Origin of the sequence: Enterobacter sp. KB-280D8, from assembly GCF_041399405.1 — a bacterium.
Taxonomy (GTDB): Bacteria; Pseudomonadota; Gammaproteobacteria; order Enterobacterales; family Enterobacteriaceae; genus Enterobacter; species Enterobacter cloacae_N.
Genome location: NZ_JBGKEC010000001.1, coordinates 86,725 through 99,823, shown reverse-complemented (window position 1 = coordinate 99,823; position 13,099 = coordinate 86,725). Strand labels below are relative to the sequence as shown.

13 protein-coding genes are annotated in these 13,099 nt (G+C 58.0%); 5 read left to right on the top strand and 8 right to left on the bottom strand.

Features of this window, described 5'->3' with window-relative positions; genetic code table 11:
* Window positions 1-108: 108 nt before the first annotated feature.
* The 5 genes from AB8818_RS00565 to AB8818_RS00545 are packed head-to-tail and all read left to right on the top strand — an operon-like array spanning window position 109 to window position 4,883.
* A complete protein-coding gene (locus AB8818_RS00565) occupies window positions 109-816 on the top strand; it encodes a CoA transferase subunit A (RefSeq protein WP_116340487.1) in 708 nt (235 codons plus the stop codon).
* A gap of 2 nt (window positions 817-818) precedes the next feature.
* On the top strand, window positions 819-1,475 hold the full coding sequence (locus AB8818_RS00560; RefSeq protein WP_163328951.1) for a CoA transferase subunit B: 657 nt from the start codon (window positions 819-821) through the stop codon (window positions 1,473-1,475).
* Between the two features lie 9 nt (window positions 1,476-1,484).
* The gene (locus AB8818_RS00555; protein ID WP_116340491.1) at window positions 1,485-2,666 is read left to right on the top strand and encodes an acetyl-CoA C-acetyltransferase; all 1,182 of its coding nucleotides are present in this window, start codon (window positions 1,485-1,487) and stop codon (window positions 2,664-2,666) included.
* A 44-nt stretch (window positions 2,667-2,710) separates the two neighbouring features.
* Entirely contained in the window at window positions 2,711-4,102 is a 1,392-nt protein-coding gene (locus tag AB8818_RS00550) for a GntP family permease (protein WP_116340494.1), read from the top strand.
* 10 nt (window positions 4,103-4,112) lie between these two features.
* On the top strand, window positions 4,113-4,883 hold the full coding sequence (locus tag AB8818_RS00545; RefSeq protein ID WP_166710839.1) for a 3-hydroxybutyrate dehydrogenase: 771 nt from the start codon (window positions 4,113-4,115) through the stop codon (window positions 4,881-4,883).
* A gap of 43 nt (window positions 4,884-4,926) precedes the next feature.
* Here the strand turns inward: AB8818_RS00545 and selO are convergent, their stop codons facing one another.
* The 8 genes from selO to pheT all read right to left on the bottom strand — a co-directional run bounded on the left by selO (window position 4,927) and on the right by pheT (window position 13,091).
* Window positions 4,927-6,369, bottom strand: a complete 1,443-nt coding sequence (selO, locus tag AB8818_RS00540) for a protein adenylyltransferase SelO (protein ID WP_371199724.1) — start codon at window positions 6,367-6,369, stop codon at window positions 4,927-4,929.
* Between the two features lie 61 nt (window positions 6,370-6,430).
* Entirely contained in the window at window positions 6,431-7,147 is a 717-nt protein-coding gene (locus AB8818_RS00535; RefSeq protein ID WP_116340500.1) for an EAL domain-containing protein, read from the bottom strand.
* A 291-nt stretch (window positions 7,148-7,438) separates the two neighbouring features.
* Complete coding sequence (locus AB8818_RS00530) at window positions 7,439-7,903, bottom strand: NlpC/P60 family protein (RefSeq protein WP_061098488.1); 465 nt, start codon at window positions 7,901-7,903, stop codon at window positions 7,439-7,441.
* Window positions 7,904-7,977: 74 nt separating this feature from the next.
* The gene (gene btuD / locus AB8818_RS00525; protein WP_116340502.1) at window positions 7,978-8,733 is read right to left on the bottom strand and encodes a vitamin B12 ABC transporter ATP-binding protein BtuD; all 756 of its coding nucleotides are present in this window, start codon (window positions 8,731-8,733) and stop codon (window positions 7,978-7,980) included.
* The gene (locus AB8818_RS00520; RefSeq protein ID WP_163328943.1) at window positions 8,733-9,284 is read right to left on the bottom strand and encodes a glutathione peroxidase; all 552 of its coding nucleotides are present in this window, start codon (window positions 9,282-9,284) and stop codon (window positions 8,733-8,735) included. The genes btuD and AB8818_RS00520 overlap by 1 nt, the downstream gene beginning before the upstream one ends.
* A 32-nt stretch (window positions 9,285-9,316) precedes the next feature.
* The gene (gene btuC / locus AB8818_RS00515) at window positions 9,317-10,297 is read right to left on the bottom strand and encodes a vitamin B12 ABC transporter permease BtuC (RefSeq protein WP_192981610.1); all 981 of its coding nucleotides are present in this window, start codon (window positions 10,295-10,297) and stop codon (window positions 9,317-9,319) included.
* A 102-nt stretch (window positions 10,298-10,399) separates the two neighbouring features.
* Window positions 10,400-10,699, bottom strand: coding sequence for an integration host factor subunit alpha (gene ihfA, locus AB8818_RS00510; protein WP_003857805.1), 300 nt, complete (start codon window positions 10,697-10,699; stop codon window positions 10,400-10,402).
* Window positions 10,700-10,703: 4 nt separating this feature from the next.
* The gene (pheT, locus tag AB8818_RS00505; RefSeq protein ID WP_192981612.1) at window positions 10,704-13,091 is read right to left on the bottom strand and encodes a phenylalanine--tRNA ligase subunit beta; all 2,388 of its coding nucleotides are present in this window, start codon (window positions 13,089-13,091) and stop codon (window positions 10,704-10,706) included.
* Between the last annotated feature and the right edge of the window lie 8 nt (window positions 13,092-13,099).

Below are 13,099 nucleotides of genomic sequence, written 5' to 3'. Positions count from 1 at the left end.
GTTAACAGTAAATTAATAAGAAAACCAAATGAGTGGGTCACAAATTCAAAATTAACAAATGAGTCGCCGCCCCTAATGATACCGCCACGGTTAACGGGAGGGATGACTATGGCAGGACTGGATAAGCGCGTCGGCAGCTATGCGCAGGCGCTGGATGGGCTGACGGACGGAATGACCTTGCTGGCAGGCGGCTTCGGTCTGTGCGGCATTCCGGAGAACCTTATTGCAGAGGTCAGACGCCGTCAGGTGAAAGATCTGACCGTGGTGTCAAACAACTGCGGCGTGGACGGTTTCGGTCTCGGGATACTGCTCGAAACGCGGCAGGTGCGCAAAGTGGTGGCCTCTTACGTCGGCGAAAACGCGCTGTTCGAGCGGCAAGTGCTGAGCGGCGAGCTGGAGATTGAACTCACGCCGCAGGGCACGCTGGCGGAAAAGGTGCGCGCGGGCGGCGCGGGCATTCCGGCATTTTACACGGCCACCGGCTACGGCACGCCCGTGGCTGTCGGTAAAGACGTGCGCCAGTTTGCGGGGAAGCACTACATCCTTGAAGAGGCTATTACCGGTGATTTCGCGCTCATTAAGGGCTGGAAAGCAGACTGGTACGGCAACGTTATCTATCGCCATACCGCGCAAAACTTCAATCCGCTGATGGCAACGGCAGGCCGGATCACGGTGGTGGAGGTGGAAGAGATTGTTCCGCCGGGTGAGCTGCCCCCCTCGGCCATTCACACCCCGGGAATTTACGTCGACAGGCTGATTGTCGGCCAGTTTGAAAAACGCATTGAACAGCGCACGCTGCGCGCGGAAGGAGTGTGACGATGTTAACCCGTGAACAGATGGCCATGCGCGTCGCCCGCGAGCTGCGCGACGGTTACTACGTCAACCTGGGGATCGGCATCCCTACCCTGGTGGCGAACTACATTCCGGACGGGATGGATGTGATGCTCCAGTCGGAAAACGGGCTGCTGGGGATGGGCGCGTTTCCTGATGAGCAGAGCCTTGACGCCGACATGATCAACGCCGGTAAACAGACCGTGACCGCGCGGACCGGCGCGGCCATTTTCGACTCGGCCCAGTCGTTTGCCATGATCCGCGGCGGCCATGTCGACCTGACCGTGCTGGGCGCGTTTGAAGTGGACGTGGAGGGCAACATCGCCTCGTGGATGATCCCCGGAAAGATGGTGAAGGGCATGGGCGGCGCGATGGATCTTGTCGCCGGGGCACAGAACATCATCGTGGTGATGACCCACGCCTCAAAAAGCGGTGAGTCAAAGCTGCTGCCGCGCTGCACGCTGCCGCTCACGGGCGCGGGCTGCATCCGTCGGGTCCTGACCGATCTCGCGCTGCTGGAAATCGAGGACGGCGCGTTCATTCTGCGGGAATACGCCCCGGGCATCAGTATTGACGAGATCGTGCGTAAAACGGCAGGGAAAATCATTGTGGCGGATGACGTGCGCGAGATGCGCTTCAACTGAGGGGGCAGCATGAAAAAGGTCATGATTGTCGGGGCAACGCGAACCCCCATAGGCAGTTTTCGCGGATCGCTCTCGTCCCTTTCTGCGGTTGAGCTTGGGGCCGTCACGGTACGGCACCTGCTTGAGAACAGCGGTCTTAGCGCAGAACAGGTAGATGAACTGATTTTCGGTCAGGTGCTGACGGCCGGGTGCGGGCAAAACCCTGCGCGCCAGACGGCCATTAGCGCCGGATTACCCGTCAGCACGCCGGCGACCACCGTCAACCTGGTGTGCGGCGCGGGCTTAAAAGCGGTGCAGCTCGCCGCCCAGGCGATCCGCTGCGGCGACGCAGAGGTGGCTATCGCCGGCGGTCAGGAGAGCATGAGCAACGCACCGTATCTGCTGGACGGCGCACGTGCCGGGCTGCGTTTCGGGCATGCGGGCCTTAAGGACAGCATGATTACCGACGGCCTGTGGGACGCCTTCAACGATTACCACATGGGGCTCACCGCTGAAAACGTCGCCCGTGAGTATGACATTTCCCGCGAGGACCAGGACGCCTTCGCCGCCCGGTCGCAGCAAAAAGCGGCCTCCGCCATCGAAGCGGGTCGCTTTGACGACGAGATAGCGCCGGTGACGGTGAAACAGGGTAAAAAACCGCCGCTTATCGTCAGCCGTGACGAACAGCCCCGGCCAGGCACCACCGCTGAGAAGCTGGCCCAGCTGCGCCCCGCATTTTTGCACGAGGAAGGCACCGTCACGGCGGGGAATGCCTCCACGCTCAACGACGGTGCTGCCGCGGTGCTGCTGATGAGCGAGGAAAAGGCGCGGGAGAGCGGATTGCCTGTTTTTGGCCGCATCGTAAGTTACGCCGTGACGGGCGTTGATCCGTCGGTAATGGGCATCGGCCCGGTCAGCGCCTGCCGGACGGCACTGGCGCGGGCGGGCTGGACGCTCGACGAGGTGGACCTCATTGAAGCTAACGAAGCCTTTGCCGCCCAGGCGCTGGCGGTGGGCAAGCAGCTCGGCTGGGATGAACGCAGGGTGAACGTTAACGGCGGCGCTATCGCCCTGGGCCATCCGATTGGCGCCTCCGGCTGCCGCATTCTTGTGACGCTGCTGTACGAAATGCAGCGCCGTGACGTTAAAAAAGGGCTCGTCACCCTGTGCGTAGGCGGCGGGCAAGGCATTGCTCTCACCGTCGAGCGTTAAGCCTCTCGTTGGTACCCGAATAATAATTAAAGTGAGGAGTCGTAATGAGTGTGTTAATAGCCCTGGCGGCGCTGGCGCTGCTGATGCTGGCGGCCTATCGCGGATATAGCGTTATTTTGTTTGCGCCGATCGCGGCGCTCGGCGCCGTGCTGCTGACCGATCCGGGTGCCGTCGGCCCGACGTTTACCGGCCTGTTTATGGAAAAGATGGTCGGCTTTGTTAAGCTCTACTTCCCGGTGTTCCTGCTGGGGGCCGTTTTTGGCAAGCTGATTGAGCTTTCCGGTTTCTCACGCTCCATCGTCGCCGCCGCGATCCAGATCCTCGGTCGTCGCCACGCTATTCCGGTGATCGTCCTGGTGTGCGCGTTGTTAACCTACGGCGGCGTGTCGCTGTTCGTGGTGGCGTTTGCGGTTTACCCGTTCGCCGCGGAGCTGTTCCGCCAGAGCGGCATCCCCAAGCGGCTGATCCCGGCCACCGTCGCGCTGGGGGCGTTCTCGTTTACCATGGACGCCCTGCCCGGCACGCCGCAAATCCAGAATATCATCCCCACCAGCTTCTTTGGTACGAACGCCTGGGCGGCGCCGTGGCTGGGGCTTATCGGCTCACTGTTTATTATCGTCTTTGGCCTGCTCTGGCTGGAGCGCCAGCGTCGTAAGGCGCTGAATAACAATGAAGGTTACGGCACGGATCTGAAAAATGAGCCCGAAACGCCGGATAACATTAACCTCCCGCATCCGCTGATTGCTATCTCCCCGCTGCTGCTGGTGGGCATACTGAACCTGCTGTTTACCCGCTGGATCCCCGGCTGGTACGGCACGACCCACGAGCTTACTCTGCCAGGTCTGGCGAAACCGATTGTCACCGAGGTGGGCAAGATCACCGCCATCTGGGCCGTGGAAGCGGCGCTGATCTCCGGTATTGTGCTGGTGCTGATTTTTGGCTTTCGCAATATCCGGGGGCGTCTGGCTGAAGGCAGCCGGACCGCGGTGAGCGGTGCCATTCTGGCGGCGATGAATACCGCCTCCGAATACGGTTTCGGCGCGGTTATCGCCGCCCTGCCCGGGTTTCTGGTGTTATCCAAAGCGCTGGCGACTATCCCGAATCCGCTGTTGAATGAGGCCATCAGCGTGACCGTTCTCGCGGGGATCACCGGCTCGGCGTCCGGCGGAATGAGCATCGCCCTTGCGGCGATGGCCGATACCTTTGTTGCTGCCGCCCACGCAGCCAATATCCCGCTTGAGGTGCTGCACCGCGTGGCCTCGATGGCGAGCGGCGGGATGGATACGCTGCCCCATAACGGCGCGGTGATTACCCTGCTGGCTATCACCGGCCTGAGCCATCGCCAGGCCTACGGCGGCATTTTCGCAATCACCATCATTAAAAGTCTGGCAGTGCTTTTTGTCATTGCCGTGTTCTATCTGACCGGCATTGTGTAAGGAGAGAAAAATGAATCTGAACGGTAAAACCGCCCTGGTGACCGGCTCGACCAGCGGCATTGGACTTGGGATCGCCCGCGTGCTGGCAAAGGCGGGCGCGCAGCTGATCCTAAACGGTTTTGGCGACAGCGCATCGGCACGGGAAGAAATTGCGCAACTGGGTAAAAAGCCGGGCTATCACGATGCGGATCTGCGGGACGTATTGCAGATTGAAGCCATGATGCGCTACGCCGAATCGCAGTTTGGCGGCGTGGACATTCTTGTGAACAACGCCGGGATCCAGCACGTGGCCCCGGTCGACGCCTTTCCGGTGGAGAAGTGGAACGACATTATCGCCATAAACCTCTCCGCAGTGTTTCACACCAGCCGGCTGGCGCTGCCGGCCATGCGCGAGAAAAACTGGGGGCGCATTATCAATATTGCCTCCGTTCACGGGCTGGTCGCGTCGAAAGAGAAATCGGCCTACGTTGCGGCCAAGCATGGCGTAGTGGGCTTTACCAAATCGCTGGCGCTGGAAACCGCCCGCACGGGTATTACCGCCAATACCATCTGCCCCGGCTGGGTACTGACGCCGCTGGTACAACAGCAAATTGATAAGCGCATCGCGGATGGCGTGCCGCCGGAGCAGGCTCGCGAACAGCTCCTTGCAGAGAAACAGCCTTCAGGGGAGTTTGTTACCCCGGAGCAGTTGGGTGAACTGGCGCTGTTTTTGTGCAGCGAGGGCGCCGTGAACGTTCGCGGCGCCGCGTGGAATATGGATGGCGGCTGGGTTGCTCAGTGATGAACAGGCCGGGTAAGGCGACCCCGCCGCCCGGCCAAAATCCTTAACTTGAGCAGCTGACTTCCAGCCGCTTGCCCCAGTCGGGCGGGCGGCTGACGTAATCATCATCCCGGTCGGCAAACGGCGTGCGCAACGCCAGATGCAGACGGTGTAGCTCGTCATACTCGCCCTGCTCTGCCTGCTCAATCGCCCGCTGCGCCAGCCAGTTGCGCAACACCATTGCCGGATTCGCTGCGTTCATCTGTACCTGACGTGTAACATCGTCTACCTGCTCCTGCTGCAGCCGCGTGCGGTACTGTGTAAACCAGTCGTCAAACGTCTGCCGGTCAATAAACTCGTCGCGCAGCGGCGAGGCGGCGCTGTGCTGCTCTGTCTGGCCCAGCATGCGGAAGGTGCGGGTGTAATCGCTCCCTTCACGCGCCATCAGGGCAAACAGTCCGTTAAGGATGTCGTTATCACCCTTCTCCTGGGTCATCAGCCCCAGCTTGTTACGCATCAGCGTGCCGTATTCCCGCAGCAAAAGGTCCGGATAGCTGTCGAGCGCATCGTTCAGGGCATCGACGTCGATAAACGGCGATAATGTTTGTGCAAGCCGCTGGAGGTTCCACAGCCCAACCGCGGGCTGATTGTCAAAGCTGTAACGCCCCTGATAGTCGGAATGGTTGCAGATATACCCCGGCTGATAATCATCCTGGAAACCAAACGGACCGTAATCAAAGGTCAGGCCGAGGATCGACATGTTGTCCGTGTTCATGACCCCGTGAGCAAAGCCTACCGTTTGCCAGCGCGCAATCATCGTGGCGGTACGGGCAACCACGTCCCGGAACCAGAGAACGTATTTATCCGCCTCATCCTGCAGATGCGCCCAGTGGTGGCGAATGGCGAAGTCCGCGAGCTGGCGAACCTTGTCCGGCTCGCGGCGATAGTAAAAGTGCTCAAAATGACCAAAGCGCAGATGGCTTTGCGCAATGCGCATCAGCATCGCCCCCTTTTCCACCGTTTCGCGCGTCACCGGCGTGTCGCTGGTGACGATCGACAGCGCGCGGGTAGTGGGAATACCCAGCGCATGCATCGCTTCGGATGCCAGGCTTTCGCGTATTGTAGACCGCAATACCGCCCGCCCGTCGCCCATCCGTGAATATGGGGTAAGACCTGCGCCTTTGAGATGCCAGTCAACCGTCTCTCCGTTGGGAAGGCGTTGTTCGCCGAGCAGGATCCCCCTGCCGTCGCCCAGCTGCCCCGCCCAGACACCAAACTGGTGTCCGCTATAGACCTGAGCCAGAGGCTGCATACCGGGGAGAAGCGTATCTCCTCCCCAGACGCCAGCGCTGTCTGAACGCTGAAACATATCAGGCGGAATGGCCAGCTCATCGGCCAGCCGATCGTTATGCCAGATAAGACGTGAATTATGTAACGGTGTTGGTTTGAGTGCGGTGTAAAAGCCAGGCAACTCGTCATGCCAGTGAGCGGTAAAAGACAGGGTCATAAGTCCTCCTGCTTTTAGTGTAGAGGGTTTACCCGGACTTAAACACGGGCGAAAGGCAGGGTTATCGCTGCTGAACGAGCGTCGTGACGTGCTCCGGCGAGACGGCTGGCCAGAGCGCGCCCTGCATGGCACCAAAATTAAAGGACAGGACGCGCTGCAGCAGAGCGTGGTCGTCAATGCCGGAGACGATCACCGACTGGCAGTGCGGCGTTATTTGCCAGAGGATCGCGCGCATAAAAGGCTCGAAAGAAAGCTCCGAAGCACGCTGCTGGATGAATCCTTTATCAAGAATAACCCGTTTAAATAATCCATCATAGACGGCCTTGAGCGATGCAGCACCGGCACCAAAGTTTGCCAGGACCAGCGGAAAATGGATCGCCATTCTTGCCAGTTGCAGATCGTCCTTTCCGTTATTTAAACCTGGATAGTTCTCATTAACAGTAAACTCAAGAAACGGATAACGCTCAAGAATTGAAACAGCATTCCCATTACTTAATAAAAACTCAACAATTGCTGGTGTAATATTGATCCATGCAATTAACTGATGCTGAATAAAAAACAGTTTACAGGTATCAAGCAATTGCAGTTTTTCGTTAAACAGCGCTAACTCTTCTGCCGCTGAAAGCCGGGGGATAACGAGCTCGGTAGGGATCCTCACATCGGTGCCGACGCCAGTAAAGTTAACCAGTATTTCTAAACCTTTTAGCTCGCCTGCACTATTACGGGCAGGCAGAAGCATCAGTTCAGACTGGTAAGCATTATCTAGCGTAATAATCATTGCACTCGCCCCGCATTAAAGATGAGAGAGGACATCCTGGAGCAATTGCTGACACAATTCCACTGTCTTGATTTTAATAAGTTTAATTTCATTAGTTCCGTATTAATTTTCAGATTTATCCCTGAATCTAAAATAATCTTATCCTGGTTACAGAGTAATAGCCAGTTTTAGATAAAACAGACACATAAGGATGTTGCTAATTTAGGTAAATTTAACTTTAATCAGCTTATTTGAGAAAAACGGCATGGTTTAATAGTTACCATGCCGACATAAAAAACGTGTTCGGGCAGACTAAATACGTCGCGCCTGCCAGAAATTTTTACGCCAGTACACGTTATCGAGAGAAGAGCGCATCACGCCGCGGCTGGTAGAGGCATGAATAAACTGGTTGTCTGTATCATATATGCCAACATGCAAACCGCTTTCTCCCGAGCCGGTTTTGAAAAAAACCAGGTCCCCGGGCAGGAGATCGTCTTTATCAATTTCTGTTCCTATTTCCGCCTGTTTGCGCGTGTCTCGCGGAAGCTGTAGATCAAACTTGTCACGAAACGTCATCAGGACAAAGCCTGAGCAGTCCACCCCGCCGCGGCTCATGCCGCCGTAGCGATAAGGCGTACCGCGCCAGTTGCTCAGCTGATCGTTAAGGCTGGCAATGACGGTGATAGAATCTGATAGCCGTGGGTTAGGCGGCGGTGCACGATGGCTGCTGCATCCCGCAAGAAAGAGTGCCGCCACGAGGAGAAACCAGAATCGCATTTTCAGACGAATCCTCTGCTTTTATTGTTCTTTCGGTAATTTAGCGTGCAATTGTGTTCACAGGCAAGAAACGGTTACTCCTGCCCGGTAGAAATCAGCATCTTATGTCCCTCTATATCCAGCCTGCGGAACGACATGCTGTAGGCGCGGGCGAGATTTGGCGGCGTAAGGACCCGGTCCCGCGTGCCGCTGGCAATCATTCTGCCGCGCGACAGGAGCCATACCCGATGGGCGTGACGCAGCGTATGGTTAAGATCGTGGCTGCTCATCACTACGGCGATACCTTTCCTGCTCAGAGCGCTTAACAGGCTATCCAGCGCCGCCTGCTGGGCAACATCCAGACCGCTCATCGGTTCATCCAGCAGCAGCAGCCTCCCGTGAGGATTGCCCGCGGGATGGATCTGTAGAATGACTGCCGCCAGACGCACCCGCTGCCATTCACCACCGGAAAGCTGGCTGGCATGCCGGGACAGTTTATCTTCCAGCCCTAACGCCGCAGCCACTTCCTCCAGCAGTGCCGTATGCTGTTTGTCGTGCAGATGCAGCATCAGATAATGCCAGACCGGCATCGCAAAAGGCGGTACCTGCTGCTGCACCAGGTAGCTGCGCCGGTGGGCCAGCGAGGCGGGTGACCAGTCGGCCAGGGCATGTTCCAGCAGCGTAATCTGCCCAGGCCCGGTGGTCAGCCCCGCCATCCGCGCCAGCAGCGTACTTTTACCCGCGCCGTTTGGTCCGACGAGATGCAGGATTTCGCCCGAATCGATGCCGCAGGTTATCGGCTCCAGACGCCCCTTCTCGGCGACGTCCGTGAGCTGCATCAGGAGTGGCATTATTTCGCCAGCGCCAGCTTGATAGATTCCATGACGATCGGATCCTCAGGCGTCATATCCGGCGAAAAACGCTGAACGACCTGGCCATCACGACCAACCAGGAATTTTTCGAAGTTCCACAGAATGTCGTCCGGATAGAGCGGCGCGCGGCCTTTGCTGGCCATACGCTCGTAAAAACCGCTTTCTTCCGGCGCAACGGCCTTCGGCGCGGCAGCAATCAGCTTCGCATACAGCGGATGGCGGTTTTCACCGTTGACGTCAATTTTGCTGAACATCGGGAACGTCACGCCATAGGTAGTGCTGCAGAAGGTTTTGATCTCTTCTTCGCTGCCCGGCTCCTGGCCCAGGAACTGGTTGCACGGGAAGCCCAGCACGGTAAAACCGTCTTTCTCCCAGGCCTTCTGAATATTCTCCAGCTGCTCGTACTGCGGCGTCAGGCCGCATTTCGATGCCACGTTGACGATGAGCAACACCTTGCCTTTGTAGCCTTCCAGCGTGGTATTATCCCCATCAATGGTGGTCACTTCGGTATTCAGGATATCTGACTGCATAGCATTCCCTCAGGTTGTCTTACGGGTAGTTTTTAACGTCCGGCTTTTAATAGTAGCCAGATAAAGACTGGCGCGCCCAGCGTAGCGGTCACCACGCCAATCGGCAGCTCTGCGGCCGTCAGGGCAAGCCGGGCGATGATGTCGGCCACCAGCAGCGTGGCGGCCCCGGCAACCGCCGAGGCCGGAAGCAAGGTTCGATGATCCGTGAAACCGCACAGACGCAGCATGTGCGGAATGACCAGCCCGATAAAGCCAATCGCCCCCGCCAGGGCCACGCTCACGCCCACCAGCCAGCCAATGGCAATGACCAGTACGTTACGCCAGAAACCAATCGGCATGCCGAGCTGGCGAGCAGAGATTTCCCCCAGCGCGAGCCGGTTCAACGGCTGGGCCTGCAGAGCAGCCCACGCGATGACAGGCACCAGCAGCGCCATTAGCCAGCCCTGCTGCCAGTCAACGCCGCCAAAGCCGCCCATCATCCAGTACATCAGCTGACGCAGGTCAAAGGACGTCGAGAAGTAGACCGCCCAGGTCATCAGCGCGCTACAGATGATCCCCAGCGCGATGCCGGCAAGCAGCAGCCGGCTGGTCGACAGGTGCCGTCTGGCGAAGCGAAGAAGAATGACGGTGATCAGCAGTGCGCCGAGAATGGCGCTCAGGCTAATACTCCAGCCGGACAGCTCTCCCCCGCCCAGCATTACCGCCGCAATCAGCCCGACGCCTGCACCGTTCGACACGCCGAGCAGGCCGGGCTCCGCCAGCGGGTTTTCGAACAGCGCCTGCATAATGGTGCCAGACAGCGCCAGCGCGGCGCCGACCAGGATCACCGCGACGGTGCGCGGCAGACGAATCTGCCAGACGAAGAGCTGCCCGTCAGGCCCCATCCAGCTTTCAGGCCCGATCCAGCTGTCGCCTGCGCAGAGGCTGATACCCGCGGCGAGAATAAGCAGCAGCACCAGCAGAAGCAGGCGACGCCGATCGGAACGGTGCTGACGATGAGCATAATCAAGCATGTGTACGGTTTGTTAGCGAGTGATGTAATTGATTTTACGGCGGCTTTGCCGAAGAGCGCAAAGAAAAAAGGCCGCGTGGGCGGCCTTTTTGGTTAGTTCATATTACTCTGCTTTGGGCGTTGCGTTTTCGACGCGGCTCTTTAACTTCTGGCCGGGTCTGAAGGTCACCACGCGGCGGGCTGTAATGGGAATATCTTCCCCCGTCTTCGGGTTACGGCCCGGACGTTGGTTTTTGTCTCGCAAATCAAAATTGCCAAAACCGGAGAGTTTTACCTGCTCACCATTTTCCAGAGCACGACGGATCTCTTCGAAAAACAGCTCTACCAGCTCTTTGGCATCCCGTTTGCTAAGCCCAAGCTTATCAAACAGATATTCTGACATTTCAGCTTTTGTAAGCGCCATAGGTTCAATCCCTCAATGATGCCTGGAATCGCTCTTTTAATGCCTCTACACATTTGGCGACGGTAGCGGCAATCTCCTCTTCTTCGAGTGTACGGCTGGTATCCTGAAGGATAAGGCTAATAGCGAGGCTCTTGAAACCTTCTGCTACGCCCTTGCCGCGGTACACGTCAAATAAGTTTACGCCAACTACCTGATTTACGCCAACTTTCTTACATTCGGCCAAAATATCTGCTGCGGGCACGTTTTCAGCGACCACAACCGCGATATCACGGCGGTTCGCCGGGAAGCGAGAGACGTCCTGCGCCTGAGGAATATCGCGGTCTGCAACCGGGTTCCACTCCAGCTCGAACACGATGGTACGGCCGTTCAGGTCCAGCTTACGCTCCAGCTCAGGATGAACAACCCCAATGAAACCAACGCGTTTGCCGTCTAAATAAATCGCCGCGCTCTGGCCCGGATGGAGCGCAGGAATCGCTTCCGCGCGGAATTCAATTTCAGATAATTTACCGGTCAGATCCAGAATCGCTTCCAGATCACCCTTCATATCGTAGAAATCAACCGTGCCTTTTGCCAGGTCCCAGTGCTCTTCGTAGCGGTTACCGCTGATGGCGCCAGCCAGCATGAGATCCTGACGGATGCCTAAATTTGCCTGATTATCCGGCACAAAGCGTAAACCGCTTTCGAAAATGCGCACGCGGTTCTGCTGGCGGTTCTGGTTGTAAACGATAGTCCCCAGCAGGCCCGTCCACAGGGACAGACGCATCGCGGACATTTCGCTGGATATTGGGCTTGGCAGGATCAGCGCTTCCTGACCCGGGTGGATCAGCTGCTGCAGCTTAGGATCAACGAAGCTGTAGGTGATCACTTCCTGGTAGCCTTTGTCATTCAGCATGGTTTTCACACGCTTCAGGGACAGGTCAGCTTCACGGTGGGTACCCATTACCAGACTCGCCTGGACAGGCTCGTCAGGGATGTTGTTGTAGCCGTATACGCGGGCCACTTCTTCCACCAGATCTTCTTCAATTTCCATGTCGAAACGCCATGATGGCGCAACGGCTTTCCACTCGTCCTGGCCTTCGGTCACTTCACAGCCCAGACGCTTCAGGATGTCGGTCACCTGCGCATCGGCAACGTGATGGCCAATCAGGCGATCCAGCTTGCTGCGGCGCAGGGTGATGGTCGCACGCTTAGGCAGCGTCGCTTCGTTGGTGACGTCAATAACCGGCCCCGCTTCACCGCCACAGATGTCGATCAGCAGGCGGGTCGCACGTTCCATCGCTTTGTACTGCAGCGCCGGGTCAACGCCGCGCTCGTAGCGGTGAGAGGCATCGGTGTGCAGGCCGTGACGGCGTGCGCGACCGGTGATGGAGAGCGGACTGAAGAACGCGCATTCCAGCAGGACATTTTGCGTCTCATCGTTCACGCCAGAATGCTCGCCCCCGAAGATACCGCCCATTGCCAGCGCTTTGCTGTGGTCAGCAATCACCAGGGTGTCGGCATTCAGTTTGGCTTCAGTGCCGTCCAGCAGCACCAGGGTTTCGCCCTCTTTCGCCATGCGCACAACGATGCCGCCTTCAATGCGATCTTTATCGAACGCGTGCATCGGCTGGCCCAGCTCCAGCAGAACGTAGTTAGTGACGTCAACCACGGCGTCGATTGAACGGATACCGCAGCGGCGCAGCTTCTCTTTCATCCACAGCGGGGTTGGCGCTTTAACGTTGATGCCTTTCACCACGCGGCCGAGGTAGCGCGGGCATGCGTCAGCAGCGTCAACCTGAATCGGCAGCACGTCACTGATGGTCGCTTCAACCGGCGCAATGTCCGGCGCGTTGAGTTCGGTCTGGTTCAGTACGGCCACGTCGCGCGCCACGCCGATAATGCCTAAGCAGTCGGCACGGTTTGGCGTGACGCTGATTTCGATAGTGTTGTCATCAAGCTTCAGGTATTCGCGGATATCGGTGCCAACTGGTGCATCCAGCGGCAGCTCAATGATGCCGTTGTGATCGTCGGAAATACCCAGCTCGGAGAAAGAGCACAGCATGCCTTCAGACGGCTCGCCGCGCAGCTTGGCGGCTTTGATTTTGAAATCACCCGGCAGCACGGCACCGACGGTCGCCACGGCCACCTTCAGGCCCTGACGGCAGTTTGGCGCACCGCAGACGATATCCAGCAGACGGTCACCGCCCACGTTCACTTTTGTCACGCGCAGTTTGTCAGCGTTAGGGTGCTGGCCGCACTCTACCACTTCGCCGACGACCACACCGTTGAAGGCACCGGAAACCGGCTCAACGCCGTCAACTTCCAGGCCCGCCATGGTGATCTGGTTGGAAAGCGCTTCGCTGTCCAGCGTGGTGTTCACCCACTCGCGTAACCACAGTTCACTGAATTTCATTGTTCTGT